The organism is Pseudoalteromonas sp. B160, assembly GCF_037162485.1.
GTDB classification, from domain to species: Bacteria; Pseudomonadota; Gammaproteobacteria; order Enterobacterales; family Alteromonadaceae; genus Pseudoalteromonas; species Pseudoalteromonas rhizosphaerae.
In genome coordinates this window covers 3,115,728-3,132,445 of record NZ_JARLUX010000001.1, presented here as the reverse complement: position 1 = coordinate 3,132,445, position 16,718 = coordinate 3,115,728, and the positions used below count along the sequence as shown (strand labels likewise).

Sequence of the window (16,718 nt, the reverse complement as noted above, 5' to 3'; positions counted from 1 at the left end):
AACATTTAACATCTACCTCGACTAAAAAACAGACTAAACTTAATAAGTCAGTAATTAGTTGGGGTATGATTATGACAATACTAACGCGGTTTTGTAAGTTAGCAGTCATTGTGCTGCTTTTTAGTATCTCTGCCTGTACCAGTGTGAGTAATCAAACAATACTCATCCCTCCACCAGTCACTGAAAACCAATCTTTCACGCTTTACCCGGTGGAAAGTAGTGAACAGATTTTTACCTTAAGCGATACAATAACACAACAACTCGATGCAGCCTTCCCAAGTACTAAACACAATTTAAACACAACTCGAAAATTACTAAACTTTTTGTTAGAAAATGGCGATGCATCCTTACTATATCAAGCAGGGGCTACCCTAACCGCCAATCAAGCCTACCGAGATTTAAATGCTAACTGTTTATCATTATCGATTTTGGCCTATAGTATTGCGGAATATTTAGGCATGCAGGGGCAATTTCAAACGGTTCATATTCCTGAGTATTGGGCGCTAAATAAAGGCTATAACTTATTGACTGGGCATATTAATTTGATCGTCACACAGCGTCGTAATAACCACACTAATGTGACTTATGTGTATGACGCAAAAACCTCATTAGTGATTGATTTTGATCCGAACTCGCGAGGTGAGAAATTTCAGACGACCCCCATCAGCAAACAACGAATTACCGCGATGTTTTATAACAATAAAGGGGCAGCGGCAATGCTCAATCAAAATTATGATTTAGCCTATAGCTACTTTTTAGCGGCAACAAAAGCAGATAAATATTACTCTGCTGCATGGGGTAACTTAGCCGTATTACTTCGCCTTGATTCTCAGTATGATAACGCCGAATTAGCCTATAATTATGCTTTGCTGCTTAATAACGACAACAATACAGCACTGGGTAACTTAGCTTTACTGTATCAACTCACCGACCGTCCTGAGCTGGCCGACAAGATTTTATATAAACTTGATTTGAAGCGCCAAAGTAATCCGTATTATCATGTGTCATTAGGAAATAACGCATACCTTGGACAAAACTATCAAGATGCCATCAAGCATTTCAATAAAGCAAAAAGAATTGATGATAATATTCATGATAGCTACTTTGGTCTTGCCCGCACTTATTATCAGTTAGGTGATTTTAAGCAAGCGTATCGCCAATTACGTTTGGCTAATAAACATGCCGATTTTGACCATGATAAGCAACGTTATCAAAATAAATTACAGGCACTAAGTGACATGACCGCGCGAGTAATTAATCATTAACTATTTTATTTTGCTATTGAGCCTCAGCTTTTCAACATTTTGCCAAAGTAATAGCAGCGCGCAGCAACAGCTGATCGATGATCTGAAGCATCTAAGCTCTAAGGCTCTAAGCGGTAGAAAAACCAATACAGATGGCGCGCGTATCAGTGCCCAATACATTAGTACGCGACTGCAAACGCTCGGTTACAATACGCAATTACAGCCGTTTAGTTACAGCCATGGCTGGTCTTCAAAAGCAACGGGGCAAAATGTCGTTGCGACTTTAAAACCACCGCACTTAGTCAAGACTCATTTGGTAATTACCGCTCATTATGATCACTTAGGTATGCGTGGTAACACTTTATATGCAGGCGCAAACGATAATGCCAGTGGCGTCAGTGCCTTGTTATTCCTAGCGCAACGCTTCGCACACACAAATCTGCCTTTCCAACTTAGTTTTGTTGCTACTGACGCAGAGGAAAATGGTTTACATGGAGCTGAATATTTTGTTAGTCAATTGCAAATCGACGACAGCGTAACCGTGCTAAACATTAATTTAGATATGTTAGCAGTAAAACCGCCAAAAAAATCTTATATGCCTTTGTCTCACATGCACAACGCAGTGCTTTACAAGCACAACTACAGCAGGTGCCTGAGCATAATTTAAAGATAAAAGTAGCTAGTTCATCAACCACAATGAACAGAATGACCCTCGGAGATAGTATTGATTGGCGCCGAGCAAGCGACCATTATGCGTTTGCTAAAGCCGGAATTGCTTATATTTACTTTGGTATGGGTCATGATCCCCACCATCATAAGAGTTCCGACCTACTAAGTAATATTGACCAAGCGCTTTATATTGACGCAGTTAATTATATTGCCGCATTTATTAGCCAACTTGATATAAACGATATCAACACTCTTTGAGCTAAATTGTAGATAGTAAATATATTTTAAACTGAATTCAGGTTAGCAAAATCCCAGAGCTAACAAACGCTCGCTTTTGTGCCTTACTTAAGCGTTTAATTTTTATCTCAAGCTTGGTGGCTTCACTGCGAGAACCGACTTCACATTGATATATTAAAGTCAGTGGCCCCTTCCCCTTTAAGTTTTTAGCCCCTTTGCCCGCTTGATGTGCGGCAAATCGTTTTGCCACATCCGTGCTGATCCCAGTGTACCAATGCCCTAAACGTGTTTGTACAATATAAAGTGACCACGTGGAGATCTTAGTTGTCATAGTATTTTCAGTAGTAGTTAAACTTTTAGCGGACTCTGAGGTCAAAATTACGCTCCAAACATCGATAGTAAAAATTAAGTCACAAACAATTACTCAAAAGGGTTTTACCTTAGGTGACTAATCGGTATCATGCAGTTTATAAAAAATAAGGATCCAAACAAACAATGCAGTCGTTAAAAACTTTTTCTCTTTGGTTTATCGTTGCTCTGACCTTAAGTGCAACCGCCGGTTGTTCTAGCTGGGTTTATCGTATCAACATCCCACAAGGTAACTTTTTAGAACAAACCGATGTTGACAAGCTTCGTATCAATATGACCCGTGAGCAAGTTCTTTATGTATTAGGTAAACCTGTTGCAGAAGACGCTTTCGATAAAAACACGTGGCATTACTTATATTCTTTTAACCTTGGCCGTGATAACGAACAACGTAAATCACTGACTATTAATTTTGAAAATGAAAAATTGGTATCGCTCAGTGGTGACTATGAACAACCCGCAGAGTTTAATACACCGCTTGAGCAATAACGCTCCAGTTCAGTAAATTACGAAAAGGTTAGCAACAGCTAACCTTTTTTGTTTGAGCTATTATTTAGCTTTATCAAGCGGTCGCCCACCTGTAATTTTATTAGCACGACCTTCGTCTTTAGCTTTTTCTGCACGTTTTCGTCGTGCGTCTTTAGGATCAGCAATTAAAGGACGGTAAATTTCAATTCTATCGCCATCCTCAAGCACTTGCGTAAGCTTGCAGGTACGGTTCCATATTCCTAAGGTTAATGCTAAGCCATCAATTTCAGGGCACTTAGCGAGGATACCTGATTGCATCACGGCATTTTCTGCCGTTGTACCAACAGGTACTTCAACAAGCAAACACGTTGCCGTGGTAGGTAATGCATACACAACTTCAACTTTTATCATCATCGCAGTCCATATACCTGTTTAGCGCGTTGAGTAAATGCATTCACCATGTTTTTTGCAACATCGTTAAATACGCGCCCAAACGCAAGTTCAATTAATTTACTCGCAAATTCAAACTCAAGCTGTAGCTGAACTTTACATGCATTGTCATCCAACACTTGAAAATGCCAACGCCCTTGCAAGGCTTTAAATGGTCCATCAACTAAGCGCAATGTTACTGTATTGTCATCTAAAAAGGTGTTTTCAGTAGTAAACCATTTTTTTATACCCGCTTTGGAAATTTCCAAACTTGCTGTCATGGTATTACCTTGCTGTGCAATAATTTTTGCATCCGAGCAATGGGGTAAAAATTCAGGATAAGCATCCACATCATTGACTAAATCAAACATTTCTTTGCTGCTATACATTACTAGCGCACTTTTTTCTATTTGTGGCATACTCACTCCCAACTGTGTGGGCGAATTTTAGCAAGCTTTGCGTTTTTCCCCAAACTTTCATGGCGCTTTATTTACAAACACTTTTTTATTAGCAAAAATAAAAAATCGATGTAAAAAGCAGAGCTTTACGTATAATATGGGCCACTATGGCTAAGAAAAATTCATCTAAATCGACAAGTAATACTATCGCGCTAAATAAAAAGGCGCGTCATGAGTATTTTTTACACGACAAGTTTGAGGCTGGTGTTGAACTACAAGGCTGGGAAGTAAAAAGTATCCGAGCTGGTAAAGTAAACATCTCTGAAACATACATTCACCTTAAAAATGGCGAAGCGTTTTTGCTTGGCAGTCAAATACAGCCTCTCAATAGTGCTTCAACCCATGTTATTTGCGATCCATTACGTTATCGCAAGTTATTATTAAGCAGACGCGAGCTAGATCGCTTAGTCGGTGCGACTGAGCGCGATGGCTATTCATTAATCGCCACTGCCATGTATTGGAAAAAATGCTGGGTGAAACTTGAGTTCCACCTCGGTAAGGGTAAAAAAATGCATGACAAACGTGAAGACGGTAAAAACAAAGACTGGTCTCGCGAAAAAGAACGGTTAATGAAGCACAAAGTTTAATCTATCTAAACAACCTCAAAAACGCCTAACCCTGTTAGGCGTTTTTATTTTTCAGCCCCTAAATCCCCGCAACTGTATAAATTATAGTACACAATCCAAATAAACGATTTGACAACAATTCATTTACATGATATTGATATTACTGGTTGATTTAACCAGATAAAATTAACATGACAACGAGGATTTAAGGATGAAGAACAGAACACTCCCATTTAAACCTAAGCTAATCGCTTGTGTAACACTTGCACTTTCAACAGCGGGTTATACTTCTCAATCATTTGCTGCGGACGAAGCAAAAAAAGTTGAACGTATTGAAGTGACTGGTTCTAGAATAAAGCGAACAGATATTGAAGGCCCTTCCCCAGTACAATCAATTAGTCGCGCCGATATCGATAATATGGGCTATGACAATCTACAACAATTACTAGAAAGAATGCCTGCTGCTGGTAATGGTACTTTTTCTACTCGCGGCAACAACCAAGACTCTACGGCCAATGGCTCTGCGGCAGTGTCGCTTCGTGGTCTTGGCGCAGATGCAACGCTTGTGTTAATTAATGGCCGTCGAGTAGCTATAAGCGCATTTGCTGAGAGTATCACTAACTCATTTGTTGATATTAACAGTATTCCGGTCTCTGCTATCGAACGTATTGATATTCTTAAAGATGGTGCCTCTGCAATTTATGGTTCCGATGCCGTTGCAGGTGTGGTGAATATTATTTTGAAAAAAGACATCGATGGTTTAGAAGTTAATTTAGGTTATGGTGGTACTGACGGCCCTAACTATGAAGAAACTTCAGCAAGCATAGTTTGGGGTACCTCAAACGAAAAAAGCAGTGCGTCTGTGATCATCGATTACTTTAAAAACACCTCTTTATCATCAGATGAAATGGGCCGCTTAGGCACTGCTAATCAAGCCGCGAATGGTGGTGAAGATTTCCGTTCATCTCGCGGATTCCCTGGTTATTTCTATGTTGACGGCGTAAAAACTATCGATCCTGATTGCCCAGCTGAAAGTGCCACATCTAGCGGCAGCTGCTTATTTGATTATGGTCCATTTGGTTATATTGCCCCTGCTTCTGAGCGAGTTGGTGCTATTTCACAATTTGAATACAACTTTGATAACGGCATTACAGCCTTTCTGGAAATGGCCATGCAGCATAATACCTCGATTGCTGCAGGTGCACCGACACCGCTAGACGAAGATGCGGGATTAACAGTTCCAGGCAGTCATCCAAACAATCCTTTTGGTAAAGATATTGAGATTGGTCGCTATCGTACCGTGGATGCAGGTGCCCGTCAGTGGGATATAGAATCAGATACGTTACGCTTTGTTGCCGGTCTTCGTGGTGAAATTAGCGATTGGAGCTGGGAAGCAGCTGTACAAAAAGGTCGAAGTAAATCAATGCAAACCGGTGATCGTACTCAAGGCTGGGTAAGAACTGACTTTTTACAACGAGAAATAAATGCTGGCAACTACAACCCATTTGGCGGCACTTATAATGATCCAGATGTAATAAATCGTATTACCACCAGCTTAGTTCGCCGTGGTGAATCACATATGACCTCATTTGATGCCAACATTACCGGCGAAGCGTTTAGTTTTGGTGACAGTGTCGTGATGATGGCGGCTGGTATTGAGTACCGCGAAGAGGACGTCAGTGATATCCCTGATGATCAATTTCAACGTGGTCTAATTTTTGGTACTGAGTCCGTTTCTGCTGCCGCTGAGCGGGACCAATACGCTGCCTATGTTGAATTCTCAATCCCATTAGCTGATAGCTTAGAATTACAACTTGCAGGTCGTTACGATGATTACAGTGACTTTGGTACCACAACCAATCCTAAAGTAGCGCTGCGCTGGGCACCTACTGATGAAATTACTGTTCGCGGCTCATGGGCACAAGGATTTAGAGCCCCTTCACTAGCACAAATCGGCCTAGGTCCTTCAGAGGAAAGTCAGTTTTTTATTGATAGTTACCGCTGTGCTGCAACGGGAGAAGATTGTGATGTACTCGATTACAACATCCAATTTGCTGGTAATCCTGATTTAAAAGCCGAAGAATCTGAGTCATGGAACGTTGGTTTTATTTGGGCACCTATGGCTGATCTTGGTTTCAGTATTGATGTATGGAGTATCACTCAAGACAATAAGATTGATGAACAAGCCTTTGGTCCTATTTATGATGCTGAATGTAACAACCAGAATAGTACCATCTGCGTTCGCCTGTCGCCACAAGGTGGACAAAGTCTTGGGGTGATCCAAAAAATTCATAGTACCTTTGAGAATGTCTCTTCGCAGGAAGTGTCTGGTGTTGATTTCTCAGCAAATTATAATCACTCCTTGGATGATCTTGGTTTACTTAAGTTCAACTTAGAATGGTCTTATCAAGACAAGTTTGAAAAAGACGGTCGCGATTATACTGGTGAATATGGTTACCCTGAACACCGCTGGATGTTCTCAACTAATTGGGAGCTTGGTGAATTCAATACTAATGTAAATATCAGCTATGTGGGTGAGTTTGAAGATACGCCTGATATTGATTTTGATGGCACCCTCGATTTTGATAGCAACACATCAAGAATGGTTGATTCACAAGTCTTAGTTGATTTACAAACGGCTTATCGTATTACCGAATCGACCAAGATCTTGATTGGCGTAAATAACTTATTTGATGAAGAGCCACCATTTGCAATTGGTGATGGTGATGGTGATTTATACGGTTATGCTTCCGCGGTTCACAACCCTCGCGGACGTTATATCTACACCAAAGTGTCATTCGCTTTCTAGCGACTACCCTAAATAAAAAACCCGCCAAATTGGCGGGTTTTTCATATTCTAAAACAAAGACCTAAATTATAGGTCGCTTTCGTTTTCAGAAAGGAACTTAGCAACGCCTGCTGGGCTTGCATCCATACCTTTTTTGCCTTCAGTCCAACCAGCTGGACATACTTCACCGTGCTCAGTGTGAAACGCTAGAGCGTCAACCATACGAAGCATTTCGTCGATGTTACGACCTAGTGGTAAGTCATTTACTACTTGATGACGTACATTACCTTCTTCATCAATTAAGAATGAACCACGAAATGCAACGCCGGCTTCTGGATGCTCAACATCGTATGCTTTACAGATTTCGTGCTTAACATCTGCAACTAGTGCGTATTTAACTGCACCGATACCGCCGTCTGCAACAGCAGTGTTACGCCATGCGTTGTGTGAGAATTGTGAATCGATTGAAACACCAATTACTTCTACGCCACGCTTTTGGAATTCTTCATAACGCTTGTCAAAAGCAATTAGTTCAGAAGGACATACGAAAGTAAAATCTAGTGGGTAAAAGAAGATGACTGCTTTTTTACCTTTGATTGTTTCGTGAAGATTGTAGCTATCTACGATCTCGCCGTTACCTAGTACTGCTGCAGCGGTAAAGTCTGGTGCCTGGCGGCCTACTAATACACCCATTTTATTCTCCAAATATTTGAGTTTGCTTTTAATTGCTTACGCAATGCTTGCCTTTAATATGGGATCTAAAAAGTAAATACCAAGGGCTAACATGCATAATTATCAAATTATTTTAGAGACTAAAGACTTAAAAGAACAATCGTATTTTCCGATTCACTTCATCGAAAAATGCGAACGACTGTTTGTCACTCGCTATTTGTCACTAATAACAGCAACAAAAAAACCTGCAGATGCAGGCTTTTTATCGGTATAACTACATATTAAATGCGGTATTAATCCATGATATTTTCAGGCATATCACCGCGAATTTTTTGCCAAATTTCACCTGTTTGATGACCATATTTTCGCATCATTGAAATTGCGCCGTCATGTTCGCGTTTCTCAGCAAGTATGGTTAAATCTTTATAGAATTGACGCGCTAACTGACGCGTGCCTGGATCTGAAAAGTAATGACAGCCAATCTTAGAGTAAAAACCTTTAAAGCCATTGAGAATAAGCACATAAATACGGTTATTACCTGCAACAGCTAACTCATGGTGTACCTTGTAATCATAATCAGCGAAAGCTTGTGCACTATCTTCAAGCTCATCACTTTGCGAGAGGATTTCTATCACGCGATCAGGTGCTAGCTTAATGGCTGCACGAGTGTAAATAGCGCTAATGTTTGTTCGCGCAGAAAGTAGCTGGTCGGTTAACTCGGGCATTTTATCTTCATCAAGACGCGCTAAGGTCTCTAAAATATTAAGTCCTGAAGTTTCCCAAAAGTTATTTACTCGTGTCGGTTTACCGTGCTGGATTGTTAACCAACCATCGCGCGCTAAACGCTGTAATACTTCACGTAAGGTTGTACGAGTGACACCGATTAATTCTGATAACTCTCGCTCAGCCGGAAGAATAGAACCTGGAGGAAAATCACCATTCCAGATTGACTCAACAATGTACTCTTCGGCAAACCCTGCTGGGCTTTTCGCTTTAAAAATTCTCATTCAATTCCCACTTGAGTTACCACATAATATTACTTTTAACGATTAACTGACTGATTGTACCAGATGAAGCCAAACTAACAAGTAAAGTCACCCCATTAATTCACCTTCGATAGCAGGTTAAAGCCTCTATCTAACTATGTTTTCTAAAATGGATAAAAATTAATTTATTGCTCTTTCATTGTCTAGTTCTTCGATATTAAATTAAGGTATTAACCCTAAAGAGTAATAGACTTTTAACTTCATTGTGCACACTATATACACCCATTTAGCTATTTCAGCTACACTAAATATAGCGCGGAACGCATAACAGATAAAAGGTACTCGATGTTGTTTATAGCTTTTTTGTTTACACCACAGCTAGACTACATTAACTTAACCAACAATAGTTATACTTAAATGCAAAATAATAAGGAACACCTATGCAACAGAGTGTTTTCAATGCAATTTTTAAGAATTTTTTAGGCTCGGCCCCACAGTGGTATAAATACACAATTATTGCTTTTTTAGCTATTAACCCTGTGTTGTTTCATATCAACCCTTACATGGCTGGTTGGGCATTAGTTTTAGAGTTTATCTTTACTCTCGCGATGGCGCTGAAATGTTACCCACTGCAACCTGGCGGTTTACTTGCGATTGAAGCACTATTCATAGGCATGACAACTGCAGGGCAAGTAGAGCATGAAATTGTTCAAAATGTAGATGTAATCTTACTGCTGATCTTTATGGTCGCAGGTATCTACTTTATGAAAGATTTACTGCTCTATATTTTTACACGCCTAGTGGTGTCAGTTCGAAGTAAAACAGTACTTTCCTTGGCGTTTACTATTGCGGCGGCATTTCTTTCTGCATTTTTAGATGCACTTACAGTTATGGCGGTGGTTATAGCTGTCGCCATGGGCTTTTACAGTATTTACCATAAAGTCGCCTCTGGGAAAGATTCCACTAGCGAACATGATATTAACGATGATAATCAAGTACGCCCGGTTAATCGTCAGGAACTTGAAGAGTTTCGAGCTTTTTTGCGTAACTTATTAATGCATGCCTCGATAGGTACAGCCATTGGCGGAGTTTGTACTATGGTAGGTGAACCACAAAACCTCATTATTGCAGAACGAGCAAGCTGGCAATTTGGGGAATTTTTCTTGCGTATGTTGCCTGTTACTATGCCTGTATTCATAGCTGGCATTATCACTACAATATTACTTGAAAAGACAAAAACGTTCGGATACGGCGCCAAATTACCAGAGACGATTCATCAAATACTAGCTGATCATGCAAAAGAGCTCGATAGCAAACGTACCAAACGCGATAAGGTTAATTTGATGTTTCAGTCATTAATTGCTGTATGGTTGATCATTGCATTAGCATTACACCTTGCCACTGTTGGCTTAATCGGCTTATCCGTCATTATTTTTGCAACTGCGTCCGCTGGTATAATTGAAGAGCACCAACTAGGAAAGGCTTTTGAAGAAGCACTGCCGTTTACTGCACTGTTATGTGTATTTTTCTCAATCGTTGCAGTCATTATTGACCAACACTTATTTACTCCTGTAATAACTTGGGTACTAACATTTGAAGGGCAATTACAGTTAGTTATGTTTTTTGTCGCAAATGGCCTACTCTCGATGGTCAGTGACAATGTCTTTGTTGGCACTGTTTATATTAATGAAGTGGCGGCAGCATTAAAAGCAGGGCAAATTAGCCGCGATCAATTTGATTTATTAGCGGTGGCAATTAATACCGGTACAAATTTACCAAGTGTTGCCACACCTAACGGTCAAGCTGCATTTTTATTCTTACTAACATCGACCCTTGCTCCCGTATTGCGATTATCCTACGGTCGTATGGTTTACATGGCACTCCCCTATACCATAGTGCTAACGGTTGTTGGCTTAGCAGGGACATATCTTGGCCTAAGTGAAATGACTGATTTATTCTATCAATGGGGCTGGATTGAGCACCATAGTGCAAGCTTACAAAGTATAGGAAGTTCTGGGCATTAAATAATCCAAACAGTAAATAAAGCTGCTTCGGCAGCTTTTTTATTGTTACAAATCATATTTATCCTTGCGCGTAGTTTAATGACTAAGTCATAATTCATCCACAAATTATAGACTGGATATTTTATGACTTGGTTAGCAAATTTAGCCCAACAACGCAGTGCTTGGTTACTACTCTCTTTTAGCGCTTTTATTTTTGAATTAATCGCATTGTATTTCCAATACCAAATGGGCTTAGAGCCATGCATTATGTGTATTTATCAACGTACTGCCATGCTAGGGTTACTAGCCGCAGGGTTAGTCGGCGCAGTCAGACCAACCAATTTAATTTGCCGTATAACAGCATTTTCAGCATGGGCAGTTGCTAGTATTTGGGGTTACTTAATTGCACGCCAACATATTGATATGCAAACGACAACCGATCCCTTTGCGTTTAGCTGCGAATTCGAGCCTAATTTTCCATTACCATTACATGAGTGGATGCCACATTTTTTTGCTGCGACAGGAGACTGTGGCAACATCGATTGGCAATTTGCAGGGTTAAGTATGCCAGCATGGATGGAGATCATTTTTGCGGTATTTACTCTGATACTGATAAGCGTTGTAGTAAGTCGTTTAATAATTAAAAAGTCGCTGTGATGATTGCATTATTTTCAAGTCAAGTAACGCAATTAAAATCGTTTAAAATACGTCAACGTCAGCAAATAATTGCGATTGCAGTGAGTATGTTAACTCCAATGCAAAAAATCAGTTTGCGTATTATAAAGCTGATTTTATTGATCCCAGTATTTCTATCATTAGCGTATATCGAAGGTTGGCTGTTACTTCCTGTATTACTGGTGGCTGGGTTAAGTTACCCGTTGTTAACCACCCCTGTTGAAATTCAATTCTCTAAACACTATTTGAGCAAGGCTATAAAGCAATTTGAACAGGGCGAATAATTCGCCCTGTAGTTTTTTAAAATGTAACTTTGCCATCCAGTTTAGCGACTAATTTATCGCCAATACCTTTCACCTGCGCTAGATCTGCAACAGACTTAAATTTGCCTTGCTCGGTACGGTAATCAACTATCGCTTGTGCTTTTGATTTACCAATACCTGGCAGCTGGGTAAGCTGCTCGACTGTTGCTTGATTAACATTGACTAACTGAACTTTACCCATACTTTCAGTAGCTTCGGTTTTAGTTACAGCGGCACCACTAGGCAATGATATAGCCAAGCCAAGCACTACGACTATTAAAGTTAAAAACTTCATGTTTCTCCTCCATGATGTCCATACGTGGACTCAATTAATAGTTGACTTTAATGCCTTCACTTTTGGACTACTTCCAAATAAAGTCATACTAAAAAAGTGCGACTATTTAAATAAAGTAAAGTTGTACCTCTTTGTCAAATCCTAATAGTAAAAAATAAAAATGTTCACTTGCAAAAAGACCAATAAACAATTACTGTACATAAAAACAGTAATCAATCAAGGTGAACTTGTTATTCACCAAGCAAATTGGCAGGAGAAATCATGGCTGTTGTTGTTAAATATGTTGTAGAGAGAAACGGAGTCGAGCGTATGACGTTTACTACTAAAAAAGAAGCTGACGCGTATGACAAAATGCTTGATATAGCAGAGTCGCTTGAGGTTATGCTTGAAAAAGTTGATGTACCACTAAGCGAACAACAAATCGAATCGCTCGCACTTGAGATTGCTAAAAGTAAAGACGACTTTATGAATGTACTTAAAGGCGGCAAAGAGGCAATACAGAAAGCACCAACGGCGAAAGTAAAAAAGAAAATGTAGCGTCTATTAAAGCCAGCACTGATAAAGAAGCAAGCTAAAAAATCATAAGTTAACTAACTAAAAAAGGGCAATTAATTGCCCTTTTTTGAGTTATAAAAATTACTACTCGTTATAGCCCTCGTTCAACTTCATCAAATAATTCGGTGATCTCTTTATTTGGTGGCGCTGTTGATAAGCTCACTGTAATGATTGCAATTGTTGCAAGTATAAAGCCCGGTATAATTTCATAAATGATACTGCTGAGACTCTCTCCATTTATGGTGATTGGCGCATATATCCAGATCAACACTGTCCCTGCACCCACAACCATACCACTGATCGCACCTTGTAGATTCATTCGCTTCCAATATAAACTAAGTAATACTAACGGGCCAAACGCAGCCCCAAAACCTGCCCACGCATTACTTACTAAATCTAAAATAGAACTGTCGCGGTCATAAGCCAAATAAATAGCAAATAATGCAACGAGTAGTACACTAATTCGACCAACTAAAACCAGCTCGGTTTGTGATGCATCACGGTTTAAATAAATTTTGTAGAAGTCTTCAGTCAAAGAGCTTGAACAAACCAATAACTGAGATGAAATAGTACTCATAATCGCAGCTAAAATAGCAGCAAGTAAAAAGCCGGCAATAAGTGGATGGAAAACCAATTCAGATAATACTAAAAATATCGTTTCTTTATCGTCAATCAACATTTGATTTTCGATCATGTAAGCAGCACCAAATAGTCCTGTTAACACTGCACCAATTGCTGATAAGGTCATCCACGACATACCAATACGACGCATAGTAGGCATATCTTTAACAGATCGTACTGACATAAAACGCACTATGATATGCGGTTGACCGAAATAACCTAAGCCCCATGCCATTGCAGAAATAATAGCGATGGTTGAACCGCCTGCAAACCAATCTAACATATTAAGAGAGTGGACTTCGCTCTCTTTCGGAGCGCTTAACAGCAAGTCATAACTGGCATTAGTAAGTGTGTCTAACACTGGCTGATCTAGCATCATATAAGTAACAATAGGTACAGCAAGTAGCGAGATGAACATGATGCAACCTTGCACAAAGTCAGTCAAACTCACAGCTAAGAAACCACCAAACAATGTATAAAGTACGACGACCACGGTTGTCACATAAAGCCCCGTTTCGTAACTCATCTGAAATGAGTTTTCGAATAATTTACCGCCAGCGACAACGCCTGAAGAAGTATAAAGTGTGAAGAAAACGATGATCACGATTGCCGAAATTACACGTAATATATTTTTATTATCAGCAAAACGATTAGCAAAGTAATCAGGAATAGTAATCGAGTCATTCGCTTTCTCAGTATAGACACGCAGGCGTGGCGCTACTAAGAAGTAGTTTGCCCAAGCGCCAAGTACTAAGCCTATTGCAATCCAAACTTTACTTAAGCCAAATAGATACATAGCACCGGGTAAGCCCATAAGTAGCCAACCACTCATATCCGATGCACCGGCAGATAGAGCAGCTACAGCTGGTGATAAACTTCTGCCACCCAACATATAGCCCGACACATCGGCGGTAGACTGCTTATAAGCGTACAAGCCAATACCTAGCATTACGATAAAATACGCAGCTAAAGAAATAATCATTCCAGTTTCCAAACTCGCCTCCAACTCTGAAGTTAAAACCTGGCTTTTAATCCTAATAATGACTCATAAATCAATACTATATAAAGTCATTATTGGTGTAAAAACCAACCTAGAGCTTGACTATATCACGCAAAGGGTGAATAACTCCAATTACTAAGTTAACCTTACAATGATATAGGGTTAAGCGGTTTTACCTAATGGTTAATTATTTGACTATAGAACATGGTAATTAATACTTAATTACCCTAGGATTAGATCGATGATTTTGCAATTAATCAATACTATAGTATTGATATTTTAAATATAGTTAATGCTATTTATGTTATTTTATCTTATATTGCCCAAGTAATCGCTTAACTGATGTGGACCCGCTGTTTATGTATTTTTATGCTGCACGCCAACCAATTTTAGATCGAAACAAACAACTTGTAGGATATGAGTTACTTTTTCGTGACGGCGTTGATAATGTATTCCCAGATATTGATGGTGACGAGGCAACTAGTCGGCTAATTGAAGGTAGTCAATTCAATTTTGGCTTAGAAGATCTCACCGATAATAAACCAGCGTATATCAACTTTACGCTTGAAACATTACAAAAAGGCTACCCAACCCTGCTTGGTAAAGATCAGATTGTTGTAGAAATACTCGAAACAATTCAACCAGGGAAACGCTTACTCGCGATCGTCAAAGACTTAAAACAAAAAGGTTATACGCTCGCCCTGGATGATTATATTCACCAGCCTGTATGGCGTCATTTTTATCCTTTTATTGATATTATTAAAATAGATTTTCTCAATTGTGAAGTTGACACTATCCACAGCATAATCGAAGAAATTAAACCTTATCCGCATATAAAATTATTAGCAGAAAAGGTAGAAACCTACGAAAAGTATCAATTAGCATTAGATCTTGGCTTTACTTACTTTCAAGGGTTTTTCTTTTCCAAGCCAGAAATGGTGCAAAGTAAAACCTTGCCGCCATCAGAGATAGCTCTTGCCGAGCTGCTTTATGAGACATCCACTGTTGAAGTCAATTTAAAGAAAATTACCGACGTATTTGAGCGAGATGTAAACCTCTCTTATAAATTATTACGTTATAGTAATTCAGCGGCATTTAAGCGCAGAGCTGAGATCAGCACCATCAAACAAGCACTAATTGTGCTAGGTGCAGCAGAAATTAAAAAGTTTTTATCCTTGTTGTTTGCAGCTCAAGTTGCTGGTGATAAACCCGCAGAGTTAATACGCTTATCGTTAACTAGAGCACGCTTTACTGAGTTGCTAGCTATAAACCATAGTAAACTCAAAGATACGGGAATGGCTTTTTTAACCGGTATGATGTCACTAATGGATGCCATATTAGATGAAGATATGGAAAGCGTGATGAATAAGCTACCATTATCCAACGACATAAAGTTAGCATTATTAGAGGATCAAGGTTTACTGGCACAATATCTGCGCTTGGTAAAATTATACGAACAAGCCAATTGGCAAGGTGCAAACGCGATTAAAGATGAGCTTGGTCTTACAGCTGGTAAAGTGCCAGATGCATACCATGACGCAGTTAACTGGGCTAATGAACAAATGAAAGTACTGGCTGGGTAATAAATAACGCCGTAAAAACAATGCCAGCTTAGATGCTGGCATTGTTATTTAACCCGAAAAATATAATATATTAAAGGCTTTCTAAAAAGTCTTCATCAAAATCTTCGGGCTCTTTTTCAACAGGTGGATTACCATCATACAGCTCATATAACTGACGTTGAAAGTAAATGTCTTTCATAAAAATATACGGATCGAGTGACTCATTCAATAAGCTTTCTTGCGGTATTAAAAGGCTCGGGCTTCTACGGCCTTTAATGCAAACACCAATACAGTTTGTGGCGTGGTTAAGGCAATTTTCGGTAACACAAAGCTATCAACAACATCACCCGTCAGGTTACGCGCTGTTGACGGTCCCATTCCCAGTAGCATTAAATAGGCACCGTCACCTATTCCCCACACCCCCAGAGTTTGACCAAAGTCTTCATCAACAATATTCAAACCAAGCGATGTAGCAACATCAAATAAGCCAAAAATACCCACTGTTGAATTAACTAAAAAGCGCGCTAAACTAACCCCTGCGTTACCCGCTTTACCTTGTAACGTGGCATTAATTACATCAGTTGGTGCACTAATGTTACCAGTAAAATTGACGATACTACGGCGCACCGGTGTTGGCGTTACAGCCACATACCCTACCGCAACAGGGCGCAGAACATACGCATCAAGTACATCCATATTAAAATCATACATTGGACGATTAAATGATTGTAGTGGATCTCGCTCATCTATTTTTTCGTCAGGCACTTGTGCGCATCCTGCTAGCACCAATAGTCCAAACAAAACTAAACTCTGTCTTAACAT

19 protein-coding genes and 1 pseudogene are annotated in these 16,718 nt (G+C 39.6%); 12 read left to right on the top strand and 8 right to left on the bottom strand.

The window, feature by feature from the left end; all coding sequences use genetic code 11:
* Positions 1-71 precede the first annotated feature (71 nt).
* From P4S61_RS14700 to P4S61_RS14690, 3 genes are read left to right on the top strand one after another with little or no spacing between them, the layout of a single operon-like run.
* Positions 72-1,265, top strand: coding sequence for a tetratricopeptide repeat protein (locus P4S61_RS14700; protein WP_145239259.1), 1,194 nt, complete (start codon positions 72-74; stop codon positions 1,263-1,265).
* A 10-nt stretch (positions 1,266-1,275) separates the two neighbouring features.
* The gene (locus P4S61_RS14695) at positions 1,276-1,911 is read left to right on the top strand and encodes a M28 family peptidase (protein ID WP_337118541.1); all 636 of its coding nucleotides are present in this window, start codon (positions 1,276-1,278) and stop codon (positions 1,909-1,911) included.
* Entirely contained in the window at positions 1,893-2,171 is a 279-nt protein-coding gene (locus P4S61_RS14690) for a M28 family peptidase (RefSeq protein ID WP_337118540.1), read from the top strand. The genes P4S61_RS14695 and P4S61_RS14690 overlap by 19 nt, the downstream gene beginning before the upstream one ends.
* A gap of 37 nt (positions 2,172-2,208) precedes the next feature.
* Here the strand turns inward: P4S61_RS14690 and P4S61_RS14685 are convergent, their stop codons facing one another.
* Positions 2,209-2,526, bottom strand: coding sequence for a GIY-YIG nuclease family protein (locus tag P4S61_RS14685; protein ID WP_145239261.1), 318 nt, complete (start codon positions 2,524-2,526; stop codon positions 2,209-2,211).
* Between the two features lie 119 nt (positions 2,527-2,645).
* On the opposite strand from P4S61_RS14685, the gene P4S61_RS14680 reads away from it, so the two are divergent.
* Positions 2,646-3,005 carry an outer membrane protein assembly factor BamE gene (locus P4S61_RS14680; RefSeq protein WP_145239264.1) on the top strand — a complete coding sequence of 120 codons (360 nt, stop codon included), beginning with the start codon at positions 2,646-2,648 and terminating at the stop codon, positions 3,003-3,005.
* A 60-nt stretch (positions 3,006-3,065) separates the two neighbouring features.
* Here P4S61_RS14680 and P4S61_RS14675 read toward each other — a convergent pair whose 3' ends face one another.
* Together P4S61_RS14675 and P4S61_RS14670 are read right to left on the bottom strand one after the other, a co-directional pair.
* On the bottom strand, positions 3,066-3,395 hold the full coding sequence (locus tag P4S61_RS14675; protein WP_145239596.1) for an RnfH family protein: 330 nt from the start codon (positions 3,393-3,395) through the stop codon (positions 3,066-3,068).
* On the bottom strand, positions 3,395-3,832 hold the full coding sequence (locus P4S61_RS14670; RefSeq protein ID WP_145239267.1) for a type II toxin-antitoxin system RatA family toxin: 438 nt from the start codon (positions 3,830-3,832) through the stop codon (positions 3,395-3,397). The genes P4S61_RS14675 and P4S61_RS14670 overlap by 1 nt, the downstream gene beginning before the upstream one ends.
* Before the next feature lie 146 nt (positions 3,833-3,978).
* On the opposite strand from P4S61_RS14670, the gene smpB reads away from it, so the two are divergent.
* Both smpB and P4S61_RS14660 read left to right on the top strand, forming a co-directional pair.
* On the top strand, positions 3,979-4,458 hold the full coding sequence (gene smpB, locus P4S61_RS14665) for an SsrA-binding protein SmpB (RefSeq protein WP_064666579.1): 480 nt from the start codon (positions 3,979-3,981) through the stop codon (positions 4,456-4,458).
* A gap of 190 nt (positions 4,459-4,648) precedes the next feature.
* Positions 4,649-7,246, top strand: coding sequence for a TonB-dependent receptor (locus P4S61_RS14660; protein WP_337118538.1), 2,598 nt, complete (start codon positions 4,649-4,651; stop codon positions 7,244-7,246).
* Positions 7,247-7,312: 66 nt separating this feature from the next.
* Here the strand turns inward: P4S61_RS14660 and P4S61_RS14655 are convergent, their stop codons facing one another.
* Positions 7,313-7,918 (bottom strand): peroxiredoxin C, encoded by a 606-nt coding sequence (locus P4S61_RS14655; RefSeq protein WP_145239274.1) that lies wholly within the window; start codon positions 7,916-7,918, stop codon positions 7,313-7,315.
* Positions 7,919-8,009: 91 nt separating this feature from the next.
* Between P4S61_RS14655 and P4S61_RS14650 the strand changes: the two genes are divergently transcribed.
* Complete coding sequence (locus tag P4S61_RS14650) at positions 8,010-8,171, top strand: hypothetical protein (protein WP_337118537.1); 162 nt, start codon at positions 8,010-8,012, stop codon at positions 8,169-8,171.
* A gap of 19 nt (positions 8,172-8,190) precedes the next feature.
* Here the strand turns inward: P4S61_RS14650 and fadR are convergent, their stop codons facing one another.
* Positions 8,191-8,904 carry a fatty acid metabolism transcriptional regulator FadR gene (fadR, locus tag P4S61_RS14645; RefSeq protein ID WP_064666576.1) on the bottom strand — a complete coding sequence of 238 codons (714 nt, stop codon included), beginning with the start codon at positions 8,902-8,904 and terminating at the stop codon, positions 8,191-8,193.
* Between the two features lie 419 nt (positions 8,905-9,323).
* Here fadR and nhaB point away from each other — a divergent pair, with 419 nt between their 5' ends.
* The 3 genes from nhaB to P4S61_RS14630 all read left to right on the top strand — a co-directional run bounded on the left by nhaB (position 9,324) and on the right by P4S61_RS14630 (position 11,845).
* Positions 9,324-10,907, top strand: a complete 1,584-nt coding sequence (gene nhaB, locus P4S61_RS14640; RefSeq protein WP_145239277.1) for a sodium/proton antiporter NhaB — start codon at positions 9,324-9,326, stop codon at positions 10,905-10,907.
* A 123-nt stretch (positions 10,908-11,030) separates the two neighbouring features.
* Positions 11,031-11,543, top strand: coding sequence for a disulfide bond formation protein DsbB (gene dsbB, locus P4S61_RS14635; RefSeq protein WP_337118536.1), 513 nt, complete (start codon positions 11,031-11,033; stop codon positions 11,541-11,543).
* Positions 11,543-11,845: a DUF6170 family protein gene (locus P4S61_RS14630; protein ID WP_145239283.1), complete on the top strand. Its 303-nt coding sequence runs from the start codon at positions 11,543-11,545 to the stop codon at positions 11,843-11,845. The genes dsbB and P4S61_RS14630 overlap by 1 nt, the downstream gene beginning before the upstream one ends.
* A 16-nt stretch (positions 11,846-11,861) precedes the next feature.
* On the opposite strand, the gene P4S61_RS14625 is transcribed toward P4S61_RS14630, so the two are convergent.
* A complete protein-coding gene (locus P4S61_RS14625; RefSeq protein ID WP_145239286.1) occupies positions 11,862-12,158 on the bottom strand; it encodes a ComEA family DNA-binding protein in 297 nt (98 codons plus the stop codon).
* Between the two features lie 261 nt (positions 12,159-12,419).
* Here P4S61_RS14625 and P4S61_RS14620 point away from each other — a divergent pair, with 261 nt between their 5' ends.
* A complete protein-coding gene (locus P4S61_RS14620) occupies positions 12,420-12,695 on the top strand; it encodes a YebG family protein (RefSeq protein WP_442961565.1) in 276 nt (91 codons plus the stop codon).
* A gap of 109 nt (positions 12,696-12,804) precedes the next feature.
* Here P4S61_RS14620 and putP read toward each other — a convergent pair whose 3' ends face one another.
* Positions 12,805-14,316, bottom strand: a complete 1,512-nt coding sequence (gene putP, locus P4S61_RS14615; protein WP_337118535.1) for a sodium/proline symporter PutP — start codon at positions 14,314-14,316, stop codon at positions 12,805-12,807.
* A gap of 377 nt (positions 14,317-14,693) precedes the next feature.
* Between putP and P4S61_RS14610 the strand changes: the two genes are divergently transcribed.
* On the top strand, positions 14,694-15,917 hold the full coding sequence (locus P4S61_RS14610) for an EAL and HDOD domain-containing protein (RefSeq protein ID WP_145239295.1): 1,224 nt from the start codon (positions 14,694-14,696) through the stop codon (positions 15,915-15,917).
* A 70-nt stretch (positions 15,918-15,987) separates the two neighbouring features.
* Here the strand turns inward: P4S61_RS14610 and P4S61_RS14605 are convergent.
* Positions 15,988-16,718 (bottom strand): annotated as a pseudogene (locus tag P4S61_RS14605) (MlaA family lipoprotein).